This is a genomic window from Klebsiella sp. 28 (assembly GCF_018223905.1).
GTDB classification, from domain to species: Bacteria; Pseudomonadota; Gammaproteobacteria; order Enterobacterales; family Enterobacteriaceae; genus Klebsiella; species Klebsiella pneumoniae.
The window spans coordinates 66,981-90,864 of sequence record NZ_JAGRQY010000089.1 but is presented as its reverse complement, the minus strand read 5'-3'; the positions used below and the strand labels follow the sequence as shown (position 1 = coordinate 90,864).

19 protein-coding genes and 1 pseudogene are annotated in these 23,884 nt (G+C 57.2%); 4 read left to right on the top strand and 16 right to left on the bottom strand.

Annotation, left to right across the window (positions count from 1 at the left end; translation table 11 throughout):
* Positions 1-73: 73 nt before the first annotated feature.
* From nuoL to KHQ28_RS15810, 12 genes are all read right to left on the bottom strand, one after another.
* The gene (nuoL, locus tag KHQ28_RS15865; RefSeq protein ID WP_004151106.1) at positions 74-1,915 is read right to left on the bottom strand and encodes an NADH-quinone oxidoreductase subunit L; all 1,842 of its coding nucleotides are present in this window, start codon (positions 1,913-1,915) and stop codon (positions 74-76) included.
* Entirely contained in the window at positions 1,912-2,214 is a 303-nt protein-coding gene (gene nuoK, locus KHQ28_RS15860; RefSeq protein ID WP_002913148.1) for an NADH-quinone oxidoreductase subunit NuoK, read from the bottom strand. The genes nuoL and nuoK overlap by 4 nt, the downstream gene beginning before the upstream one ends.
* A complete protein-coding gene (gene nuoJ / locus KHQ28_RS15855) occupies positions 2,211-2,765 on the bottom strand; it encodes an NADH-quinone oxidoreductase subunit J (RefSeq protein ID WP_002913150.1) in 555 nt (184 codons plus the stop codon). Before nuoJ ends, nuoK begins: the two co-directional genes overlap by 4 nt.
* 11 nt (positions 2,766-2,776) lie before the next feature.
* Positions 2,777-3,319 carry an NADH-quinone oxidoreductase subunit NuoI gene (gene nuoI / locus KHQ28_RS15850; protein WP_002913152.1) on the bottom strand — a complete coding sequence of 181 codons (543 nt, stop codon included), beginning with the start codon at positions 3,317-3,319 and terminating at the stop codon, positions 2,777-2,779.
* 14 nt (positions 3,320-3,333) lie between these two features.
* Complete coding sequence (gene nuoH / locus KHQ28_RS15845) at positions 3,334-4,311, bottom strand: NADH-quinone oxidoreductase subunit NuoH (RefSeq protein WP_002913156.1); 978 nt, start codon at positions 4,309-4,311, stop codon at positions 3,334-3,336.
* The gene (nuoG, locus tag KHQ28_RS15840) at positions 4,308-7,034 is read right to left on the bottom strand and encodes an NADH-quinone oxidoreductase subunit NuoG (RefSeq protein ID WP_004149179.1); all 2,727 of its coding nucleotides are present in this window, start codon (positions 7,032-7,034) and stop codon (positions 4,308-4,310) included. Before nuoG ends, nuoH begins: the two co-directional genes overlap by 4 nt.
* A gap of 32 nt (positions 7,035-7,066) precedes the next feature.
* Positions 7,067-8,404 (bottom strand): NADH-quinone oxidoreductase subunit NuoF, encoded by a 1,338-nt coding sequence (nuoF, locus tag KHQ28_RS15835; protein ID WP_002913158.1) that lies wholly within the window; start codon positions 8,402-8,404, stop codon positions 7,067-7,069.
* Positions 8,401-8,901, bottom strand: a complete 501-nt coding sequence (gene nuoE, locus KHQ28_RS15830; RefSeq protein ID WP_002913160.1) for an NADH-quinone oxidoreductase subunit NuoE — start codon at positions 8,899-8,901, stop codon at positions 8,401-8,403. Before nuoE ends, nuoF begins: the two co-directional genes overlap by 4 nt.
* Before the next feature lie 2 nt (positions 8,902-8,903).
* The gene (gene nuoC / locus KHQ28_RS15825; RefSeq protein WP_002913162.1) at positions 8,904-10,712 is read right to left on the bottom strand and encodes an NADH-quinone oxidoreductase subunit C/D; all 1,809 of its coding nucleotides are present in this window, start codon (positions 10,710-10,712) and stop codon (positions 8,904-8,906) included.
* Between the two features lie 86 nt (positions 10,713-10,798).
* Positions 10,799-11,473, bottom strand: coding sequence for an NADH-quinone oxidoreductase subunit NuoB (gene nuoB / locus KHQ28_RS15820; protein ID WP_002913178.1), 675 nt, complete (start codon positions 11,471-11,473; stop codon positions 10,799-10,801).
* A 15-nt stretch (positions 11,474-11,488) separates the two neighbouring features.
* Positions 11,489-11,935 (bottom strand): NADH-quinone oxidoreductase subunit NuoA, encoded by a 447-nt coding sequence (gene nuoA, locus KHQ28_RS15815; RefSeq protein ID WP_002913181.1) that lies wholly within the window; start codon positions 11,933-11,935, stop codon positions 11,489-11,491.
* 651 nt (positions 11,936-12,586) lie between these two features.
* Entirely contained in the window at positions 12,587-13,513 is a 927-nt protein-coding gene (locus tag KHQ28_RS15810; RefSeq protein WP_002913183.1) for a LysR family transcriptional regulator, read from the bottom strand.
* Between the two features lie 872 nt (positions 13,514-14,385).
* On the opposite strand from KHQ28_RS15810, the gene alaA reads away from it, so the two are divergent.
* Both alaA and yfbR read left to right on the top strand, forming a co-directional pair.
* Positions 14,386-15,603, top strand: coding sequence for an alanine transaminase AlaA (gene alaA / locus KHQ28_RS15805; RefSeq protein ID WP_002913185.1), 1,218 nt, complete (start codon positions 14,386-14,388; stop codon positions 15,601-15,603).
* A gap of 81 nt (positions 15,604-15,684) precedes the next feature.
* Complete coding sequence (yfbR, locus tag KHQ28_RS15800) at positions 15,685-16,284, top strand: 5'-deoxynucleotidase (protein ID WP_032418617.1); 600 nt, start codon at positions 15,685-15,687, stop codon at positions 16,282-16,284.
* 44 nt (positions 16,285-16,328) lie between these two features.
* Here yfbR and KHQ28_RS15795 read toward each other — a convergent pair whose 3' ends face one another.
* From KHQ28_RS15795 to yfbV, 4 genes and pseudogenes are all read right to left on the bottom strand, one after another.
* On the bottom strand, positions 16,329-18,161 hold the full coding sequence (locus KHQ28_RS15795; protein WP_009484760.1) for an SLC13 family permease: 1,833 nt from the start codon (positions 18,159-18,161) through the stop codon (positions 16,329-16,331).
* 76 nt (positions 18,162-18,237) lie between these two features.
* Positions 18,238-18,881, bottom strand: a pseudogene (locus tag KHQ28_RS15790) (sugar phosphatase).
* A gap of 11 nt (positions 18,882-18,892) precedes the next feature.
* The gene (locus tag KHQ28_RS15785; RefSeq protein ID WP_002913193.1) at positions 18,893-19,387 is read right to left on the bottom strand and encodes a YfbU family protein; all 495 of its coding nucleotides are present in this window, start codon (positions 19,385-19,387) and stop codon (positions 18,893-18,895) included.
* Between the two features lie 87 nt (positions 19,388-19,474).
* On the bottom strand, positions 19,475-19,930 hold the full coding sequence (gene yfbV, locus KHQ28_RS15780; protein ID WP_002913194.1) for a terminus macrodomain insulation protein YfbV: 456 nt from the start codon (positions 19,928-19,930) through the stop codon (positions 19,475-19,477).
* Between the two features lie 337 nt (positions 19,931-20,267).
* Between yfbV and ackA the strand changes: the two genes are divergently transcribed.
* Both ackA and pta read left to right on the top strand, forming a co-directional pair.
* Positions 20,268-21,470 carry an acetate kinase gene (ackA, locus tag KHQ28_RS15775; RefSeq protein WP_002913195.1) on the top strand — a complete coding sequence of 401 codons (1,203 nt, stop codon included), beginning with the start codon at positions 20,268-20,270 and terminating at the stop codon, positions 21,468-21,470.
* Between the two features lie 200 nt (positions 21,471-21,670).
* Positions 21,671-23,818 (top strand): phosphate acetyltransferase, encoded by a 2,148-nt coding sequence (gene pta, locus KHQ28_RS15770; protein ID WP_002913196.1) that lies wholly within the window; start codon positions 21,671-21,673, stop codon positions 23,816-23,818.
* Positions 23,819-23,884 lie beyond the last annotated feature (66 nt).

The following is a 23,884-nucleotide window of genomic DNA, read 5'->3' as shown; positions in this document are numbered from 1 at the left end:
GCTTCGCTTACCCGACCTACGGTCTCGTAGGCCCGGTAAGCGAAGCGCCACCGGGCAAAACCGCGCGATCAAATCAACGCAATACCATCAGCAGCGCCAGCACCACCACCGCGCCGATGCTCATTGAAGCCACATACCAGCGCAGATAACCGTTCTCGCTCACCAGCAGGCCTTTGCCTGCGAAGCGGGAAAGGATCGCCGGGATATTCATCAACGAGTTCAGCGGATCGCGTTTCAGCAGCCAGGCAATACCGAGGAATGGTTTTACGAACACCTTGTCGTATAACCAGTCGAAGCCCCAGGCATGGAACCACCAGGTACCGAAGAAGCGGCCAGGCGCACTGTTGGCGATGGAGGTCACCAGCGTGCGTTTGCCCAGCCACAGCCATGCAGCGATCAGAATCCCGGCAATGGCGATGATCCCGGAGGCAATCTCCAGCGTCATCACGCTACCGTGGGCGAGCTCAGTGGTCTGCGGCAGTACGCCTTCCAGCGGCGGCACAATCAGCGCGCCAACGAAGGTGGATAGTACCAGCAGCACAATCAGCGGCAGATGATGGGTAATCCCCTTCCCTGCGTGCGCGTGAATTTGCTCTTTACCGTGGAATACGATGAAAATCATCCGGAAGGTGTACAGCGAGGTCATAAAGGCGCCGACCAGGCCTGCCACCATCAGATTGATATGGCCATTGGCCATCGCGCCTGCCAGAATCTCATCCTTACTGAAGAAGCCTGCGGTGATAAGCGGCAGTGCGGACAGCGCCGCGCCCCCCACCAGGAAGCAGACGTATACCAGCGGAATCGATTTGCGCAGGCCGCCCATCTTGAAGATGTTCTGTTCGTGATGGCAGGCCAGAATGACCGAACCAGACGACAGGAACAGCAGCGCTTTAAAGAACGCGTGAGTCATCAGGTGGAAAATCGCCGCGTCCCATGCCTGCACGCCCAGCGCGAGGAACATGTAGCCAATCTGGCTCATGGTAGAGTAGGCGAGAACGCGTTTGATATCGGTCTGCACCAGCGCGGCGAAGCCCGCCAACACCAGGGTGACCGCCCCGACGATACCGACCAGATGCAGCACTTCCGGCGTCATCAAGAACAGGCCGTGGGTACGGGCGATCAGATAGACGCCCGCGGTGACCATGGTCGCGGCGTGGATCAGCGCAGAGACCGGCGTCGGACCCGCCATCGCATCGGCAAGCCACGTTTGCAGCGGCAGCTGGGCGGATTTACCGACCGCGCCGCCAAGCAGCATCAGCGTCGCCCACTGCAGCGTGGTGCTGCCGTTAGCGAAGTGCTGCGGCGCCAGCTCCACCATTTCGCGGAAGTTCAGGGTGCCCAGTTCGTTATAAAGAATGAACAGCGCGAAGGCGAGGAACACGTCGCCGACGCGGGTCACCACAAACGCTTTCATCGCTGCGGCGCCGTTCTTCGGATCGGTGTAGTAGAAACCGATCAGCAGGTAAGAACAGAGGCCCACGCCTTCCCAACCGAGGTACATCAGCAGCAGGTTATCGGCCAGTACCAGAACCACCATGCTGGCGATAAACAGGTTGGTATAGGCGAAGAAGCGGGAATATCCCTCTTCACCGCGCATGTACCAGGAGGCGAACATGTGGATCAGGAAGCCGACGCCGGTAACTACGGAGAGCATGGTCAGCGACAGGCCGTCCAACACCAGGTTGAAGCCGATGTTGAAATCACCGACCGACATCCAGGTCCACAGCGGCACGCTGACCGCCTGTTTGCCGTTAGCGAAAAAGTCGACGCCAACGTACGCGGTGACCAGCGCCGCCAGGCCTACCGAGCCCATGCCAACGGCGGCGGAAAGATTTTCCGACCAGCGCCCGCGGGAGAAGGCCAGCAGCACAAAGCCAATCAATGGCAAAAGAATGGTTAAGGCAAGCATGTTCATCCACGCAACTCACTTACTGAATCGATGTTCAGGTTCTGGCGGCGACGATGGAGCTGCAGCAGCAGCGCCAGGCCGATACTCGCTTCCGCAGCCGCGAGGCTGATGGCGAGGATATACATTATCTGACCATCTGCCTGACCCCAGTAGCTACCCGCCACCACAAAGGCCAGCGCGGCGGCGTTAATCATGATTTCCAGGCTAATCAACATAAACAGCAGATTGCGGCGGATCACCAGCCCCGTCAGACCAAGCACAAACAGGATGGCCGCGAGGATCAGTCCATGTGTTAAGGGGATCATGCGTGTTCCTCCGTTTTTCGTTTGTCGCTGTCGTTCAGACGGTTGCTCAGCACCTCGCCGGCGCGCTCTTCGCGGCCAATGTGGAAGGCAACCACCAGGCCCGCCAGCAGCAGCATGGAGGCCAGCTCCACCGCCAGGACGTACGGCCCAAACAGCGCAATGCCCACTTCTTTGGCGTTAATCGCCGCACCGTCGATACCCTGGTCGTTAATGCCCAGGATGGCGTAAACGATAACCACCAGCAGCACCGCGGAGAGGATGGCCGGGCCAATCCAGATCCCCGGCTGCAGCCACTTGCGCTCCTGTTCGATCTCGGTGCCGCCCAGGTTGAGCATCATCACCACGAAGACGAACAGCACCATAATGGCCCCGGCGTAGACGATGATTTCCAGCGCTCCGGCGAAGTACGCGCCCAGCGAGAAGAACACCCCGGCAATCGCCAGCAGCGAAATAATCAGGTACAGCAGCGCATGCACCGGATTGGTGTGGGTGACGACCCGCAAGGTTGCGAGGATGGCTATCAGGCCACAGATATAAAAAGCGAATTCCATTGCCCCTCTCCTTACGGTAACAGGCTCTTGACGTCGATTGGCTTAGCTTCATTTTCCGCTTCGCCCTTATCTTTGCCGTCGATTGCCATACCCGCCATCCGGTAGAAGTTATATTCCGGGTATTTGCCCGGACCGGAAATCAGCAGATCCTCTTTTTCGTACACCAGATCCTGACGCTTGTATTCACCCAGCTCGAAGTCCGGGGTCAACTGGATCGCCGTGGTCGGGCACGCTTCTTCGCACAGGCCGCAGAAGATGCAGCGTGAGAAGTTGATGCGGAAGAACTCCGGATACCAGCGGCCGTCTACCGTCTCTGCTTTCTGCAGCGAGATACAGCCCACCGGGCAGGCTACCGCACACAGGTTACAGGCGACGCAGCGCTCTGCACCGTCCGGATCGCGGGTCAGCACGATGCGGCCGCGATAGCGCGGCGGCAGGTAGACCGGCTCTTCCGGATACATCCGGGTTTCACGTTTGGCGAAGGCATGCAGGCCAATCATCCAGATACTACGGACCTGGGTGCCGAACCCCACCAATAATTCTTTTAAGGTCATGTTCAATTCACCCCTTATTGCGCCTGCCAGAGAATGACAGCCGCCGTTACCAACAAGTTGACCAGCGTTAACGGCAGGCATACCTTCCAGCCAAAGGACATTACCTGGTCATAGCGCGGACGCGGTAATGATGCGCGGATCAAAATGAACATCATCATGAAGAACGCGGTTTTCAGCGCGAACCAGATGAAAGGAGGTAACCACGGGCCATTCCAGCCGCCGAAGAACAGCGTGACGATCAGCGCTGAAACGGTGACGATACCGATGTATTCCCCGACGAAGAACAGACCGAATTTCATGCCGGAATATTCAATGTGGTAACCATCGGCCAGTTCCTGCTCCGCTTCCGGCTGGTCGAACGGGTGACGGTGACACACCGCCACGCCAGCGATGGCGAAAGTCACGAAGCCGAAGAACTGCGGGATAACGTTCCACAGATGCGCCTGGTTGTTAACGATATCGGTCATATTGAATGACCCCGCCTGCGCCACCACGCCCATCAGGGAGAGACCGAGAAACACTTCGTAGCTCAGGGTCTGCGCGGAAGCACGCATCGCCCCCAGCAGCGAGTATTTGTTATTGCTCGACCAACCGGCGAATAGCACCGCGTAGACCGCCAGGCCTGCCATCATCAGGAAGAAGAGGATGCCGATGTTCAGGTCGGCCACCACCCACGTCGGGCTAACCGGCACGATAGCGAAGGCCAGCAGCAGCGAGGTAAAGGCGATAACCGGCGCCAGAGTAAAGATCACGCGATCGGAGAAGCGCGGGATCCAGTCCTCTTTAAAGAACATCTTGATCATGTCGGCGACCAGCTGCAGCGAACCGCCCCAGCCGACGCGGTTAGGTCCGTAGCGGTTCTGGAACAAGCCGAGCAGACGACGCTCGCCGAAGCTCATGAACGCGCCGCAGGTGACAACCACCAGCAGAATGACCACGGCCTTCAGGATGCTTAACAGAATGTCGATAAGATCCGGCGTTAACCAGCTCATGCTTTCGCCTCCTGCAGTGAATCAATACGCGATCCGGTCAGCACCGGCGCAATGCCCGGCATGCCCATCGGTAAGCCAACCTGTCCCGCGGTCAGGCCTTCAGAGATAACCAGCGGCAGACGCAGGGTCTGGCCTTCCACGCTAAAGGAGAGCATTGCGCCTGGGTTGACGCCAAGCTTCGCGGCATCCGCCGGGTTCAGCTTGATGTACGGCTCAGGCATCCGGCTCTGGAACACCGGCGCGCGCTGAGACAGCTCATCGCTGCCGAACAGATGGTAGTACGGCGCAATTCGCCATTTGCCCTCTTCCGCCTGGAAGCTGGCCGGCACCGCCGTGAAGTACTCCAGTCCGCTGGCGGACGCTTCAAACAGACGAACGCCCGGATCGCCGTGGCGCAGTTTCCCGCCCACTTCATCCTGGAACTTGTTCCATGCCTGCGGGGAGTTCCAGCCCGGCGCCCAGGCGAACGGGATCTGCGAACGCGGGGCGGACGGCTGGTTGTTCCCTTCCATGGAGAAGGCGAACATCGTGTCTTTATCCTGCGGCTGACGCGGCTCGTGCACGCTGATGTTAGCGCGCATCGCCGTGCGGCCGCTGTAGCGGTGCGGTTCACGCGCCAGCTTCTGGCCGCGAATGCGGAAGGTCGCATCCGGCGCGGCGTCTTTAATGCCCGCTAGCTGCGGCAGCGCGGCAATCGCCGCATCAATGACGTGGTCCAGCTGAGTCCAGTCAACCTGACGGTTGTTGACGGTGCTGTGCAGCGAATGCAGCCAGCGCCAGCTTTCCAGCATTACGGTTTTCGCGTCGTAGTAAGCCGGATCGTAAACCTGGAAGAAACGTTGGGCGCGGCCTTCGTTGTTCACCACGGTACCGTCGCTTTCCGCAAAGCTTGCCGCGGAGAGCACCAGGTGCGCTTTGTCCATAATCGCGGTGCGCTGATGATCCACCACCATCACCAGCGGCGCTTTCGCCAGCGCAGCGTCAACGCGCGCGGCGGAAGCATGACGGTGAAGGTCGTTTTCCAGCACGATAACCGCGTCTGCGGCGCCGCTTTCCAGTTCGTCCAGCGCCTCTTCAAGCGAGCCGCCGCCGATCATGCCCAGTCCGACGCTGTTAACCGCCCGGGCGACCATGGTCACCCCGACATCGGCGCCGCGGCCTTTCAGAGCTTTCGCCACGTTAGCGGCGGCCTGGATGATCTCCATGCTGCCGGCGTTGGTCCCGGAGATGATCAGCGGTTTTTTCGCCCCGGCCAGCGCCTGAACGATAACGTCGACTTTACCCTGCAGGTCCTGGCTCAGGCCGTCAACCGCCGGCGCGCTGTCGTCCAGCGCATGGGCAATAGCAAAGCCGAGACGCGCCTGATCTTCTACCGGCGCGCGGTAGGTCCACGCTGCGATGTCATCCAGGCGGGTGTCATCGACGTTGGTGACGAATAGCGGGTGCTTGGCGCGCTGGCCGATGTTGAGGATCGCGGCGATCTGCCAGTCGGCCACTTTCTGCGCCGCCGCCATTTCGCGTGCTTTCCCTTTCACTGCCTGGCGTACCGCCAGGGCCACGCGCGCGCCGGTCTGGGTAATGTCTTCGCCCAGCACCAATACCGCATCGTAGGATTCGATATCGCGCAGGCTTGGCGTGTGGATCCCGCCCTCGCGCAGCACTTTCAGCATCATCTGCAGGCGCGCTTGTTCGCCTTTGGCGATGCCGGTATAGAAGTTGTCGGCGCCCACCAGCTCGCGCAGCGCGAAGTTGCTTTCAATGCTGGCGCGCGGGGAGCCGATACCGATCACTTTCTTCGACTGGCGCAGGATATCCGCCGCCCCCTGCATCGCCTGCTCGGCGTTAAGGGTGATCAGATCGTCGCCGCGGCGCTGTACCGGCTGACGCGGACGGTCTTTCAGGTTCACGTAGCCATAGCCGAAACGACCGCGGTCGCAGAGGAAGTAGCGGTTCACGGTACCGTTATAGCGGTTTTCGATACGACGCAACTCGCCATAGCGTTCGCCCGGGCTGATGTTACAGCCGATGGAACACTGCTGGCAGATGCTCGGCGCAAACTGCATGTCCCACTTACGGTTATAGCGCTCGGAGTGGGTTTTGTCGGTGAAAACGCCGGTCGGGCAGACTTCCACCAGGTTGCCGGAGAACTCGCTCTCCAGGGTGCCATCTTCCGGGCGGCCGAAGTAGACGTTGTCGTGCGCGCCATAGACGCCCAGATCGGTGCCGTCGGCATAATCTTTGTAGTAGCGCACGCAGCGGTAGCAGGCGATGCAGCGGTTCATTTCGTGCGAAATAAACGGCCCCAGATCCTGATTGCGGTGGGTACGCTTGGTGAAACGATAGCGGCGGAAGCTATGACCGGTCATCACCGTCATATCCTGCAGGTGGCAGTTGCCGCCCTCTTCGCAGACCGGGCAGTCGTGCGGGTGGTTAGTCATCAACCACTCCACCACGCTTTCGCGGAACTGCTTCGCTTCGCTGTCGTCGATAGAAATAAAGGTGCCGTCGGATGCCGGAGTCATACAGGACATCACCAGGCGACCACGCGTGTCTTCCGCGTTCTGATATTGCTTCACCGCACACTGGCGGCAAGCACCGACGCTCCCTAGCGCCGGGTGCCAGCAAAAGTAGGGAATATCAAGACCAAGAGAGAGACAAGCCTCTAGCAGGTTGTCCGCCCCGTTGACCTCGTATTCTTTGCCGTCTACATGAATCGTAGCCATTTGCGTGCTTCCAAAAATAAAAAACCTTTAGATTACCAGCGCGTCTTAAGCAGGTTCGGCTGAATCCCGTTGATTGCATGGGTATTGCTGAACTGCTGCTTAATGCCAGCCTCGAATTCTTCGCGGAAATATTTAATCGCGCTCTGTAGCGGCTCGACCGCGCCCGGCGCGTGCGCGCAGAAGGTTTTACCCGGGCCCAGGAATCGACACAGTTGCTCAAGGGTTTCGATATCGCCAGGCTGGCCTTCGCCGCGCTCCAGGGCGCGCAGGATCTTCACGCTCCACGGCAGACCATCGCGGCACGGCGTACACCAGCCGCAGGACTCGCGGGCAAAGAACTCTTCAAGGTTGCGCACCAGCGAGACCATGTTGATCTCGTGGTCAACGGCCATCGCCAGCGAGGTGCCCAGACGGCTGCCCGCTTTACCAATGCTTTCGAATTCCATCGGCAGATCGAGGTGCGCTTCGGTGAGGAAGTCGGTCCCTGCTCCGCCCGGTTGCCAGGCTTTAAACTTCAGGCCATCGCGCATACCGCCGGCGTAATCTTCGAGGATCTCGCGGGCAGTGGTGCCGAACGGCAGCTCCCAGACGCCCGGATTCTTCACCCGGCCGGAGAAGCCCATCAGCTTGGTGCCAGCATCTTTGCTGGTGGAAATGTTCTGGTACCACTCGACGCCGTTGGCGAGGATCGCTGGCACGTTGCACAGGGTTTCTACGTTGTTGACGCAGGTCGGCTTGCCCCAGACGCCGGAGCTCGCCGGGAACGGCGGCTTGGATCGCGGGTTGGCGCGGCGGCCTTCCAGGGAGTTGATCAGCGCCGTCTCTTCGCCGCAGATATAGCGCCCTGCCCCGGTGTGCACGAACAGCTCGAAGTCAAACCCGGTGCCGAGGATGTTTTTCCCCAACAGACCCGCTTCGGTGGCTTCAGCAATCGCGCGACGCAGATGCTGGGCCGCTTCAATATATTCCCCGCGCAGGAAGATGTAGCCGCGGTACGCTTTCAGCGCAAACGCGGAGATCAGCATGCCTTCCACCAGCAGGTGCGGCAGCTGCTCCATCAGCAGGCGGTCTTTATAGGTGCCCGGCTCCATTTCATCGGCGTTACACAGCAGGTAACGGATGTTCATGGATTCGTCTTTCGGCATCAGGCTCCACTTCAGACCAGTGGAGAAGCCCGCGCCGCCGCGCCCTTTCAGGCCAGCGTCTTTTACCGCCGTGACAATCTCATCCGGGGCCATCCCGGTCAGGGCTTTACGCGCCCCTTCATAGCCATTTTTACTGCGATACTCGTCCAGCCACACCGGCTGCTTGTCGTCGCGCAGGCGCCAGGTGAGCGGATGCGTTTCCGCAGTACGAATTACGGTTTTCATTTGTACTGCTCCAGCAGGTCAGGAATTGCCTCCGGCGTCAGATGGCTGTGAGTATCCTCATCAATCATCATGGTCGGTCCCTTGTCGCAGTTACCCAGGCAGCAGGTCGGCAGCAGGGTAAAGCGGCCATCAAAGGTGGTCTGCCCCGGCTTGATATTCAGTTTCTTCTCAATGGCGGCCTGAATACCCTGATAGCCGGTGATGTGGCATACCACGCTGTCGCAGTAGCGGATCACGTGACGGCCAACCGGCTGGCGGAAAATCTGGCTGTAGAACGTCGCCACGCCTTCCACGTCGCTGGCCGGGATCCCCAGCACATCGGCGATGGCGTAGATCGCGCCATCCGGCACCCAGCCGCGCTGTTTCTGAACGATTTTCAGCGCTTCGATGGACGCCGCACGCGGGTCTTCGTAGTGGTGCTTCTCGTGCTCAATAGCCTCACGCTCTGCCGCACTCAGCTCAAAAGCCTCGGTTTGTGGTTGTTGATTCTCGTGCATAATTAGCGGTCCACGTCTGACATAACAAAATCGATACTACCCAGATAGACGATCAGGTCGGATACCAGGCTGCCGCGGATCGCCGACGGGATCTGCTGCAGGTGCGCAAAGCTCGGCGTACGCACGCGGGTACGGTAGCTCATGGTGCTGCCGTCGCTGGTCAGGTAGTAACTGTTGATCCCTTTGGTCGCCTCAATCATCTGGAAAGATTCGTTGGCCGGCATCACCGGGCCCCACGATACCTGCAGGAAGTGGGTGATCAGGGTTTCGATATGCTGCAGCGTGCGCTCTTTCGGCGGCGGCGTGGTCAGCGGGTGATCCGCTTTGAACGGGCCTTCCGGCATGTTATCGAGGCACTGCTGAAGAATGCGCAGACTCTGGCGCAGCTCTTCTACTTTCAGCATCACGCGGGTGTAGCAGTCTGAGACGCCCCCCCCGGTCGGGACTTCGAAGTCGAAGTTTTCATAGCCAGAGTAAGGACGCCATTTACGCACGTCGAAGTCGATACCGGTGGCGCGCAGGCCTGCGCCGGTGGTGCCCCACTCCAGCGCCTCTTTGGCGGTATAGGCTGCCACGCCGACGGAACGGCCTTTCAGAATGGTGTTGCGCAGGGCGGCCTTCTCATAGGAGTCCAGACGCTTCGGCATCCACTCGAGGAACTCACGCAGCAGGCGATCCCAGCCACGCGGCAGATCGTGCGCGACGCCGCCGATGCGGAACCACGCCGGGTGCATACGGAACCCGGTAATCGCTTCCACCAGATCGTAAATTTTCTGCCGATCGGTAAAGGCGAAGAAGACCGGCGTCATCGCGCCGACGTCCTGAATAAAGGTCGAGATATACAGCAGGTGGCTGTTGATGCGGAACAGCTCGGAGAGCATCACGCGGATCACGTTCACGCGATCCGGTACGGTGATCCCAGCCAGTTTTTCCACCGCCAGCACGTACGGCATCTCGTTGACGCAGCCGCCGAGATATTCAATACGGTCGGTATACGGGATGTAGCTGTGCCAGGACTGACGCTCGCCCATCTTCTCGGCGCCGCGGTGGTGATAACCGATATCCGGTACGCAGTCGACGATCTCTTCGCCGTCCAGTTGCAGAATAATGCGGAACGCACCATGCGCCGATGGGTGGTTCGGACCGAGGTTGAGGAACATGAAGTCCTCGTTGTCGGTGCCGCGCTTCATGCCCCACTCTTCCGGTTTAAAGGTCAGCGCCTCCATCTCCAGATCCTGTTTGGCTTTGGTCAGCTCAAACGGGTCGAACTCGGTGGCACGCGCCGGATAATCTTTACGCAGCGGGTGACCTTCCCAGGTCGGCGGCATCATGATGCGACGCAGGTTCGGGTGACCATCGAAGGTAATGCCAAACATTTCCCAGGTTTCACGCTCATACCAGTTGGCGTTGGGGAACAGTTTGGTGAAGGTCGGCAGATGCAGATCGTTTTCCGACAGCGCCACCTTGAGCATGATGTCGCGGTTGCGATCGATGGAGATCAGGTGATAGAAAACGGAAAAATCCGCGGCGGGCAGGCCATCGCGGTGCGTGCGCAGACGTTCGTCCATGCCGTGCAGGTCAAACAGCATCACGTAAGGCTTCGGCAATTTCTTCAGGAAATCACCCACCTCCAGCAGCTGTTCACGCTTCACCCATACCACCGGTACGCCGGTACGGGTTGGCTGAACGGTAAAGGCATCCGGCCCAAAGCGGTTGCGCAGTTCGCCAATCACCGGGTCATCAAGGTGATCGCGGGTTTGCCAGGCTGGTGCGGCGTCATGCGCGGTTAAATCGGTCATATTGTTCACCATTGCAAAAGGTCCGTGGTGACTGCCGGCGAGACTTCGCGCTGTTGTAGATTGATTTGCGAAGTGGTTCTCCCGCCCGCAGGCGCAAATTAAATCTCGTCCGGCGTCCGCAGATTGGTCACTGCAATACGTTCGCCGCGTTTACGCTCGCGTTCCGACTGCATATTGGCGCGATAAACGCCCTGATCGCCAACCACCCATGAGAGCGGACGACGTTCTTTACCAATGGACTCCTGCAGCAGCATCAGCGCCTGCATATAGGCCTCCGGACGCGGCGGGCAGCCCGGGATGTACACATCGACCGGAATGAATTTATCCACGCCCTGGACGACGGAATAGATGTCGTACATCCCGCCTGAGTTGGCGCAGGCGCCCATGGAGATCACCCACTTCGGCTCCAGCATCTGATCGTAGAGACGCTGAATAACCGGCGCCATTTTGGTAAAGCATGTTCCCGCGACCACCATCAGGTCCGCCTGACGCGGAGAGGCGCGCAGAACTTCTGCCCCAAAACGCGCAACGTCATGCACCGCAGTGAATGACGTCACCATTTCCACATAACAGCAAGAAAGGCCGAAGTTGTACGGCCAAATTGAGTTCTTACGGCCCCAGTTCACCATGTCATGCAGCGCGTGTTCGAGTTTCCCCATATACACGCTTTTATTGACTTCCTGCTCCAGAGGATCGGTAACGATCTCCTGTTTCTGCAGGGGGTAACGGTCGTTCTCACCGTTAGGATCTATGCGGGTGAGCGTATAATCCATCTTATTGCCTCGCTTTTACTGCATATGACGGTTAGTGGGACTGTCTGTTTCCGGGTTAACCAGCGTGCGACGGGAACGCGCAGGCGTCCAGTCCAGTGCGCCGATGCGAACGAGATAAACCAGACCAGCCAGTAGCACTAAAATGAAAATTGCGGCTTCCACAAAGCCGACCCAGCCGCTCTCGCGGATAGAGGTCGACCATGCGTAGAGATACAGGGCTTCCACGTCGAAGATAACGAAGAACATGGCAACCAGATAAAACTTCGCAGAAAGACGTAAGCGGGCCGAACCGACGGAGTCGATCCCCGATTCAAACGGCGTGTTTTTACTACGCGCGCGCGCGCGACCGCCAAGGTACCAGCCGCCGACGAGCATGAGGCAGCACAGGCCGATAGCGATGATGAGAAATATAGCGAATGCCCAATGATGAGCGATGACTTCAGTGGATGTTGACATACGCATTGCTTAACCAAAAAAGTGTAGCGCCAAAACCCTCTGCTCTTACTGGCAGATGAACGCCACAGCGTTTCACGGGAGGAATAAAAAATAACCGTGCAAAAAAGCGTCCCTGGTCGATGTGAGAAGCCCAGATGCCGTGGCTTTTTACCCCTTTCTTTAACCTTTTGTCAACTTTAACAAAAGTTTTCATAACATTAATTTACATTGGAATCTTTTCATTAACATTAAATGCCCTTTTCTGCGAAATAACCTTGCATACTGTTCGGTTTTAGTGTTGTTGAATCGTGTCCGTTTCCGTCGTAAATCAAAAATCCCTTCTATTTTGACAGGATTTAGCCTCGATTCCTCCCCCCAAAGAGGGGTATTTTCTTGATCTGCGACACGGTTTTGTTAATTACCCCAGGAAATCGGCAACAATCCATCCGGTTTTTTAACATTAGCAGGAAGTGTTGAAAGTGCAGGGAAAAGTCGACAAGCTGAGCGCCTTGTCACGCCAATACGCTGATTTTTCTGCAAAGAAATACAAAAAAGATTCAAAACATCAATAAGAGTGCAAAAAAAAGAGCCGCCAGGCGGGAAACCAACTCCTGAGGCTCTTTTTGGGCACTTACATTCTGTTACCAGTTTTTGTGATCTTTGTTAGCAAGAATACCCTTACAAAACTAAGGTATTCCCTCCCTCTTCCGGAGTAAGTGCTGTGCCCGTTTCCCAGGGATGGATCTCCTGGCTCAGAGACTGAAAAATCGCCTGCGGCAGTTCGCTCACCGTCCGCGGATTGCAGCTGACGACGTACCGGGTGTCCGGCAACGCCGGTAACCCCTCACTGATGCCAGCCACGCGTAGATCCGGGCTCATCATTTCGACCGGGCGCGCCGTCACGCCCAGCCCGGCCTTCACCGCCGCTTTCACGCCCGATAGCGAGGAAGCTCCGTGGGCCAGATGCCAACTGACGCGAGCAGTTTCCAGCGCGGCGATAATATCCTGGCGGAATGGACTTGGCTCTTCGAGCAGGATCAGGGGGATAGATTCCCCCTTCGCCAGCACATATTCCGCTGCACAATACCAGAGAGTAGGTGATGTTCTCAGGGTAAAAGAGGTAAAGCCGGGAGGCTGATGGGTGGTCAACGCCAGATCGACCAGCCCCTCGGCCAGCATCTCCATGATGGCGGCATGGGGATGAACTTTGATCTCCAACGTCATTCTGGGATAGAAACAGCCGATGCGGTTTAACAAAAACGGCAGGATGGTGTCAGCCGTTTCTTCTGACGCACCGATGCTCAGAGCCCCCTGCAGGCTGCCATACATCAGCGACATACAGGCTTCATCGTTAAAACGGAGAATTTTGCGGGCATAGCCCAGCAGCTGGATCCCCTGCTCGGTCAGCAGCTTATTGCGGCCGTGGCGGGCGAAAAGCTCTTTGCCCACCAGCTGTTCCAGGCGTTGCATTTGCTGACTGACCGCGGACTGAGTACGACACACTGCGGCGGCGGCGGCGGCAAAAGTGTTCAAATCAGCGACCGCGACAAAGGTACGCAGCAGATCGAGATCGAGGTTGAGTATGGGACGTGTTGTATTAATCATCTTTCTTCACTTACAGGTGGCTAACGCTGACCTGCCTTGTTGATGCTTTACGCCAGGTTTCCGGCTATTCCCTGAGCCTCGTGCTCACCGTCTGACGGCGGATAAACAACTGGACGAACGTTATTACATGCCAAAGTACTCGTCTGGGCAAATGCGCAGAACTGCGGAGTAATATATTGTTCGTATTTCTCATTATTATTTATTACCACGACCAGCCAGGCGCCATACGTCGCCGCGGGAACCCGGTCAGTGATGCTGAGAAAATCGCTCTTCTGGCGTAACTTTCCGGCAGAAAAGGAACAATAAAATCCTGTAATAACAATATATTAAATCTCAATGCAACCGCAGTTCTTGGCGGTTAACACGGATATTAACGGTGATATTCTAACCTATCCCCCTCCTTTTTATAAGCCTTAATAAGGATTAACTGAGACAATTTTAAATTTTTTTCAACATTTTATATTAATTAACAAACCTCAGATTATTACCCGCTAAAAATAATAATAATGTGGTCGCACGCTGTTTTTTATTAAAATTATTTAACATCAAAATTACAAGCCAATCGCGCTTGTATGCAGGATAGCGTTTTTTAGCGACTCCCCCTTCTCCCTCCCCATATTACCGGGCAAACAAACGAGATAAATGATGGCAAAATCGCTACTAAATCTATATTTACGACCAAAAAATCGACATAAAAAGGCATAAGCCACAGACCAAATCCGCAATCGGTAGATAAATCAATTGCGCTTAAAATCCGACGTTAGCAAAATCTTCTCCTGCAAAGCCTTCAAAACAGCGGGGAGGGGGAGTACATTGTTCCGTGCTGACTTCCACGGCAGGGAGTGGCGATAACAGCTAAAAGGTCAAGATTCATGTCCCCCATCGAAAAATCCAGCAAGTTAGAGAACGTCTGTTATGACATCCGCGGCCCGGTTCTGAAAGAAGCCAAACGTCTTGAAGAAGAAGGCAATAAGGTTCTGAAACTGAACATCGGCAACCCGGCGCCATTCGGCTTCGAGGCCCCTGACGAGATCCTCGTCGACGTCATCCGCAATTTGCCTACCGCCCAGGGTTACTGCGATTCGAAAGGATTGTACTCGGCGCGTAAAGCTATCATGCAGCATTACCAGGCCCGGGGTATGCGCGATGTCACGGTGGAAGACATCTATATCGGCAACGGCGTGTCCGAACTGATTGTGCAGGCGATGCAGGCGCTGTTAAACAGCGGCGATGAGATGCTGGTTCCCGCCCCGGACTACCCGCTGTGGACGGCGGCGGTGTCGCTTTCCAGCGGCAAAGCGGTGCACTATCTGTGTGACGAATCCTCTGACTGGTTCCCGGATCTGGACGACATCCGCGCAAAAATCACACCGCGCACCCGCGGGATCGTGATCATTAACCCTAACAACCCCACCGGCGCGGTCTATTCCAAAGAATTGCTGCAGGAGATCGTGGAGATCGCTCGTCAGCATAATCTGATCATTTTCGCCGATGAAATTTACGACAAGATCCTCTACGACGAAGCCCAGCATCACTCTATTGCCGCCCTGGCGCCGGACCTGCTGACGGTGACCTTTAACGGATTGTCGAAAACCTATCGCGTTGCCGGCTTCCGTCAGGGCTGGATGGTGCTGAATGGCCCGAAAAAACACGCGAAGGGCTATATCGAAGGGCTGGAGATGCTGGCTTCAATGCGTCTGTGCGCCAACGTGCCGGCCCAGCATGCTATCCAGACGGCGCTGGGCGGCTATCAGAGCATCAGCGAATTCATCATCCCCGGCGGACGCCTGTATGAACAACGCAACCGCGCCTGGGAGCTTATCAACGATATTCCGGGCGTCTCCTGCGTGAAGCCAAAAGGCGCGCTGTATATGTTCCCGAAAATCGACGCCAAACGCTTCAATATTCATGACGACCAGAAAATGGTGCTCGACTTCCTGCTGCAGGAGAAAGTCCTGCTGGTGCAAGGCACCGCCTTTAACTGGCCGTGGCCGGATCACGTACGCATCGTGACCCTGCCGCGCGAAGACGACCTGGAGATGGCTATCTCCCGCTTTGGCCGCTTCCTCTCCGGCTACCATCAGCTTTAATCGCGCCGCCGCCGGCATTTGCATCCGGCGGCGATCCCTGCGCACAATGGAACCCGATGTTGTCACTGATTAAGGGTCCCTATGAGTCAGAGTCATTTCTTTGCCCACCTCTCCCGCCTGAAACTGATTAACCGCTGGCCGCTGATGCGCAACGTGCGCACCGAAAATGTCTCCGAACACAGCCTGCAGGTGGCGATGGTCGCCCACGCGCTAGCGGCGATTAAAAACCGCAAATTTGGCGGCCAGGTCAACGCCGAGCGTATCGCCCTGCTGGCGATGTACCATGACGCCTCGGAAGTACTAACTGGCGACCTCCCTACTCCGGTGAAATATTTCAACTCCCAGATTGCCCAGGAATATAAGGCGATTGAGAAAATTGCTCAGCAAAAGCTGGTGGATATGGTCCCTGACGAGCTGCGCGATATTTTCGAGCCGCTGATTGATGAGCATCACTACAGTGAGGAAGAGCAGTCGATCGTTAAACAGGCTGACGCCCTCTGCGCTTACCTGAAGTGCCTCGAAGAGCTGTCTGCAGGCAATAACGAATTTCTGCTGGCCAAAGGTCGGCTGGAAAAGACCCTGACATCGCGGCGCAGCGCGGAGATGGATTACTTTATGCAAGTGTTCGTCCCAAGCTTCCAGCTGTCGCTGGACGAAATTAGCCAGGATTCGCCGCTGTAAGGTTCTGGCCGGGCGGCGGTTGTGCTCTACCCGGCCAGAATATCTTAAAACGGAAACAGTACCGGGATTAGCAGGACGCAGACCACCATCACCAGTATGGTAAAGGGCACGCCTATTTTGACAAAATCGCTAAATGAGTACTTGCCCGGGCCAAGCACCAGGGTGTTAACCGGCGAGGAGACCGGGGTCATAAACGCCGCCGAAGCCGCCATCGCCACCACCATGGCAAAAGGATAGGGTGAGACGCCCATTGACTTCGCCGCCGCTAAGGCAATAGGCGCCATCAGCACCGCCGTGGCGGTGTTTGAGATAAACAGCCCAATCGCCGCGCACATCACGAACAGGCAGCCGAGCATCAGATAAGGCCCCTCGCCTCCGGCGACATCCATCAGTCCCTTCACCACCAGATCCACCCCGCCGGTTTTTTGCAGCGCCAGGGCAAACGGCATCATCCCAACAATCAAAATAATGCTCGGCCAGTGGATCGCCTTGTAGGCGCTTTCGGCATTGATGCAGCGGAATTTGCCCATCAGCAGACAGGCGATAATCGCGGCAATCGGGTTGGGAATTTCATCGGTGAGCATCAGGGCTACCATCAGCACCAGGCAGAAAATCGCATGCGGAGCCTGGCTGTGGGCCGGCGAAGCGTCATCGACCTCAACCGGCATATTGAGCACCACGAAATCCCGGCCGCGCTTCGCCAGCAAGGCAATTTGCCGCCAGTTGCCGACCACCAGCAGGATATCGCCGAGCTGCAGCGGCTCGTCGACCACCGAACCATCCATCGCTTTGCCATCGCGCTTCATGCCGACGATATTGAGACCAAACCGGGTGCGGAAGGCTATCTCACGCACCGTTTTGCCCATCATCTCTGAATCCGGGATCAGCGCCACCTCCGCCATCCCCACATCCAGCGCCTGATCGGCAAAATACTCGCCGCGCAATACCATCGGCTCAAGCATTTGCTCGCCGCAGAACTGGCGTAAATCGACATCGGAGGCGGACATATCGATCAGCAGGACGTCGCGGGCGCGAAATTCCGATACCCCGTTGACGTTGACAATTACCCGGCGGAACCGCCGCCAGCGTTCAACGCCGATCACGTTGGCGCAGTAGCGCTCACGCAGCTTTAAATCATCCAGCCGCTGACCGATCATCGGCGAACCCGGGCGGATGGCCAGCCGGCGAGCGCGGCCGGTGAGGTGATATTCGCGGATCAAATCGCGGAAGGTGCTTCTTTTTCGCCCATCGCGTGCGGAGTCGCCATTATCCGTCTTCAGCATAAAGCGCACCGCCAGCATATAGACGATGCCCAGGATCAGCACCACCAGGCCAATCGGCGTGACGCTGAAAAAGCTGAAGCCGTGCAGTCCCTCGCGCAGCAATTCACTGTTGACCACCAGGTTGGGCGGCGTCGCCACCAGGGTCATCATCCCGCTGATAAGCCCGGCGAAGCTCAGCGGCATCATCAGCCGCGATGGCGAGGTATTCATCCGTGCCGAGACGCTAAGTACCACCGGGATGAAAATGGCGACCACCCCGGTGGAGCTCATAAACGCGCCCAGACCGGCGACGGTGAGCATCAGGTAGATCAGCATTTTGGTTTCGCTGTTCCCCGCCACGCTCACCAGCCATGCCCCCATTTTGGTGGCGACTCCGGTGCGCACCAGGCCATCGCCGATAATAAACAGGGCGGCAATCAGGATCACGTTAGGATCGCTGAATCCGGAAAAAGCTTCATTTAACGTCAGCGTTCCGCTGAGGACAAAGGCGACAATGACCATCAGGGCGATAGCATCCATGCGCACCTTGCCGGTAGCAAACAGCACAACCGCGATGGCCAGGAGGGATAAAACCCAAATCAATTCACCGTTCACAACGTTTCCTTGTCACAAGTGGGAGTCGACATAGTGGCATAAAAAAGCCCCGACGACGCGGGGCGAAATCATGGGTTTACGCTTTAAGACGCACATTTACCACGCCGTCAGTCTGGCGTTCAACCACCAGATCTTCCAGGCTGCTCAGCACGAGGTCGGCTTCACCCAGGCGAGGGGCATCGGCGGGCACGTTGACCGCGATAGNNGTCCGGAGAGGAGCCCCGCCGGCGCATCTTCCACCACCGCGCACTCCCCGGCAGGCAGACCCAGCCGCTCGGCGCCCAGCACATAGGCGTCCGGCGCCGGTTTGCCGTGTTTCACCTGCTCGGCGGTGACGAACACCTCAGGCATCGGCAGGCCCGCCGCGCGGTGACGCGCGTGGGCAACCGGAATCGAACCGGAGGTGACAATCGCCCACGGGATCCCGGCCTCATTGAGCGTATTCAGCAGGGCTAATGCCCCCGGCAGCGCGACGATACCCTCAATATCAGTGGCTTCTATCTGCTCGAGGTAGCGAAATTCGGCCTGGATATCCTCCTCGCTGCGCCCCGGCATAAAATGGCGAATGGAGGTAATGGCCTGCTTGCCGTGAATAAAACTGAGAATTTCATCATGGTCAATGGCGAAACGATCCCCCCACTTGCACCATGAACGCTCCACCACCGGCAAGGAATCCACCAGCGTCCCGTCTAAATCGAACAGGAAACCTTTACACTGCACGGGCACCTCCCTCAGGCGTTGATAATTTGATTAATTTCATTACTGCTCAGATGATACTGGCGTGGGCAAGCGTGCCAGACGCTCAGCATCCGCTGATATTTCTCCCACATCGGAGTCTGCGAGTTAAAGCCATGGGTACCGGCGTCAAAATGGCTGTAGCGGCCTTCAACGTTGACCATAAAACGCACATAGCCGAGATAACGCGCTTCGGTGGCGGCATCAAATCCGAGGAAGGTGACCCGGCGTTCATCGATACCCGCCGCGTCTTTCAGGTTGGTCCAGGAGACGTGCAGCGCGTGGTACATCTCCATGATATCAATAACGGTACGGCAGGTTTCTTCCGTCAGCTGGCCAAACTCGCGGTCCAGTTCACGCATCTGTAGCCCATACCCTCGCTCTATGATGGTTTGCAGACGACGGTAGCGTTCCGCATTATCCGGGTCGAGCATCGTCATCATTTTGTACTGATTGGATAAAATCAGACGCTGCGCATTGGTCATTTCCATGTTGTGACTCCTGTAGCACGGTAGGGCGTGAAATAAAGAAGGCGCATAAATCATGCGCCTTCTTTTATATGCGTTTTCCGTAGTGAATTACAAATCATCAAGGAAAGTTTTATCCAGTTGTTTGAAGGCGCGCTTAAGCGTGTCAGCCAGCGCCTGATAATCGGGCTTGCCTTCGACCGGTGCCAGCGCCTGCCCCGCCTCCTGCAGTTTACCGCGCACTTCATAGAACCAGTTAAGAATGGAGGGCGGCAGCGGCGTCACCGAACGCTTACCCAACCACCAGAGTCCCTGCATCGGCAGGCTCAGCGCAAACAGCGCGGTAGCGACGGCGGGGCCCAGCTGGCCGCCAAGAGCTATCTGCCAGCAGAGGGTAAAAATGGCGATTGGCGGCATGATGCGGATGGCATAGCGGGTGGCACGAATAATGCGGTTTTCAATAAACACCGGCGCGAGGCGCTTGTCGAGAGGCCAGGTCTTTGCGTAATGCTGCCCGCGGTTGAACAAGCTAAAGAAGCTAACGGGGCGTTTCTCAGGGGTCGACATGGCTTTACCTCAACTTTACATATAAAACTTAAAAAATTCGTGCAAAACACCAACTATGCATGACATCGTTCAAAAGATTTTGGCAAAGGATGCCGCAATCAGGTATCCTGTGCCCGCCTGAAAGGGCGGTTAGACTCTTTGCCAGGCTAGTCAAATTATCGCATATTCTGCCATTGGCTGAAAATTATGCAAAATGGCATAAAATCAAATGTACTTCTCTCATCGTGCCCGAAAACAGAACAAGGCATGATGTTAATCATAAATGTCGAGGTCATCCTGCGCTACGCTAATGACACACTGACGTTTTTTTAGCCACGTATCATAAAAAGGTACTTCCATGTCGAGTAAGTTAGTACTGGTTCTGAACTGCGGTAGCTCCTCTCTGAAATTTGCTATCCTTGACGCCGTGAACGGCGACGAATATCTGTCCGGTTTAGCGGAATGCTTCCACCTGCCGGAAGCCCGTATCAAATGGAAAATGGACGGCAGCAAACAAGAAGCCGAGTTAGGCGCGGGCGCCGCGCACAGTGAAGCGCTGAACTTTATCGTTAACACTATTCTGGCACAAAAACCAGAACTGTCTGCTCAGCTGACCGCAATCGGCCACCGTATCGTACACGGCGGTGAAAAATACACCAGCTCTGTGGTGATCGACGAGTCCGTAATTCAGGGTATTAAAGACGCCGCGTCTTTCGCACCGCTGCACAACCCGGCACACCTGATCGGCATCGCTGAAGCGCTGAAATCCTTCCCGCACCTGAAAGACAAAAACGTGGCTGTATTCGATACGGCGTTCCATCAGACCATGCCGGAAGAATCCTATCTCTACGCCCTGCCGTACAGCCTGTACAAAGAGCACGGCGTTCGTCGTTACGGCGCGCACGGCACCAGCCACTTCTACGTGACTCAGGAAGCCGCTAAGATCCTCAACAAGCCGGTGGAAGAGCTGAACATCATCACCTGCCACCTCGGCAACGGTGGTTCTGTTTCCGCTATCCGTAACGGTAAATGCGTTGACACCTCCATGGGTCTGACCCCGCTGGAAGGCCTGGTGATGGGTACCCGCTCCGGTGACATCGATCCGGCCATCATCTTCCATCTGCACGACACCCTGGGCATGAGCGTTGACGCGATCAACAAAATGCTGACCAAAGAGTCCGGCCTGCTGGGTCTGACCGAAGTCACCAGCGACTGCCGCTACGTGGAAGACAACTATCAGGAAAAAGCCGACGCTAAACGCGCAATGGACGTTTACTGCCACCGCCTGGCGAAATACATCGGTTCCTACACCGCGCTGATGGACGGCCGTCTTGACGCCGTTATTTTCACCGGTGGTATCGGTGAAAACGCCGCGATGGTGCGTGAGCTGTCGCTGGGCAAACTGGGCGTACTGGGCTTTGAAGTTGACCATGAGCGTAACCTTGCTGCCCGCTTCGGCAAGTCTGGCTTCATCAACAAAGAAGGCACCCGTCCTGCCGTGGTTATCCCGACCAACGAAGAGCTGGTCATCGCGCAAGACGCCAGCCGTCTGACCGCATAATTCCACATCGCCAGCCCTGACCCGCAATAATTCGAGCTGCAGGAAGGCGGCGACACAGCAAAACCCCGGCCGCGTACAGCGCGTACGCCACCGGGGTGAGCAAGTAGAGCCAACGCACGTGCAACTTGAAATATGACGGATAGCTGGCGGTGCTGTTTTGTATCCCGCCTGATACTGGCGGTAACGAAAGAGGATATACCGTGTCCCGTACTATCATGTTAATTCCTACCGGTACCAGCGTAGGTCTGACCAGCGTCAGCCTCGGTGTGATCCGCGCTATGGAACGCAAAGGCGTTCGTCTGAGCGTCTTTAAACCTATCGCCCAGCCGCGTTCCGGTGGCGATGCCCCAGACCAGACCACCACCATCGTTCGCGCCAGCTCCTCCACCACCACCGCCGCTGAACCGCTGAAGATGAGCCATGTTGAGTCTCTGCTCTCCAGCAATCAGAAAGATGTGCTGATGGAAGAGATCATTGCCAACTACCACGCGAATACTCAGGACGCGGAAGTGGTGCTGGTGGAAGGCCTGGTACCGACCCGTAAGCATCAGTTCGCCCAGGCGCTGAACTTTGAAATCGCCAAAACGCTGAACGCTGAAATCGTCTTCGTGATGTCTCAGGGCACCGACACGCCAGAACAGCTGAACGAGCGTATCGAACTGACCCGTAACAGCTTTGGCGGCGCCAAAAATACCAGCATCACCGGCGTTATCGTCAACAAACTGAATGCCCCTGTCGACGATCAGGGCCGTACCCGTCCTGACCTGTCGGAAATTTTCGACGACTCGTCGAAAGCAAAAATCGTGAAGATTGACCCGGCTCAGCTGCAGAAAGGCAGCACGCTGCCGGTGCTGGGCGCAGTGCCATGGAGCTTCGATCTGATCGCGACCCGCGCGATCGACATGGCTCACCATCTGAATGCGACCATCATCAACGAAGGCGATATCAATACCCGCCGCGTGAAATCCGTGACTTTCTGCGCGCGCAGCATCCCGCACATGCTGGAACACTTCCGCCCTGGTTCTCTGCTGGTTACCTCCGCAGACCGTCCTGACGTGCTGGTTGCGGCCTGCCTGGCGGCAATGAACGGCGTGGAAATCGGCGCCATTCTGCTGACCGGCGGCTATGAAATGGACGCACGCATCAGCAAGCTGTGTGAACGCGCTTTCGCGACCGGCCTGCCGGTATTCATGGTCAACACCAACACCTGGCAGACCTCCCTGAGCCTGCAGAGCTTTAACCTCGAAGTACCGGTTGACGATCACGAGCGTATCGAGAAAGTTCAGGAATACGTGGCCAACTACATCAACGCCGACTGGATCGAATCGCTGACCGCGACCTCCGAGCGCAGCCGCCGTCTCTCTCCGCCAGCCTTCCGCTACCAGCTGACCGAGCTGGCGCGCAAAGCCGGCAAACGTGTCGTTCTGCCGGAAGGCGACGAACCGCGTACCGTGAAAGCGGCGGCGATTTGCGCCGAACGCGGGATCGCCACCTGCGTCCTGCTGGGTAACCCGGATGAGATCAACCGCGTAGCCGCGGCCCAGGGCGTTGAGCTTGGCGCCGGCATTGAAATCGTCGATCCGGAAGTGGTTCGCGAAAGCTATGTGGGTCGCCTGGTCGAACTGCGTAAGAACAAAGGCATGACCGAAGCGGTCGCGCGTGAGCAGCTGGAAGACAACGTGGTTCTCGGCACCCTGATGCTGGAACAGGACGAAGTCGACGGTCTGGTATCCGGCGCGGTTCACACCACTGCCAACACCATTCGTCCGCCGCTGCAGCTGATCAAAACCGCGCCGGGCAGCTCGCTGGTCTCCTCCGTGTTCTTCATGCTGCTGCCGGAACAGGTTTACGTTTACGGCGACTGCGCGATCAACCCGGACCCGACCGCCGAGCAGCTGGCGGAAATCGCTATTCAGTCCGCTGAATCCGCGATTGCCTTCGGCATCGAACCGCGCGTGGCGATGCTCTCCTATTCCACCGGTACCTCCGGCGCGGGTAGCGATGTCGAGAAAGTCCGCGAAGCGACCCGTCTGGCGCAGGAAAAACGTCCTGACCTGATGATCGACGGCCCGCTGCAGTATGACGCCGCGGTGATGGCTGACGTAGCGAAGTCCAAAGCGCCGAACTCACCGGTAGCTGGCCGCGCGACCGTGTTCATCTTCCCGGATCTGAACACCGGTAACACCACGTACAAAGCGGTACAGCGCTCTGCCGACCTGATCTCCATCGGGCCGATGCTGCAGGGTATGCGCAAGCCGGTCAACGACCTGTCCCGTGGCGCGCTGGTAGACGATATCGTCTATACCATCGCACTGACCGCGATCCAATCGGCTCAGCAGCAGAAGTAATCTGCCGCTGTGGTCAAAGCAAAAGGCAGCCGAATGGCTGCCTTTTTGTCGTCAGGAGGCGAGCGA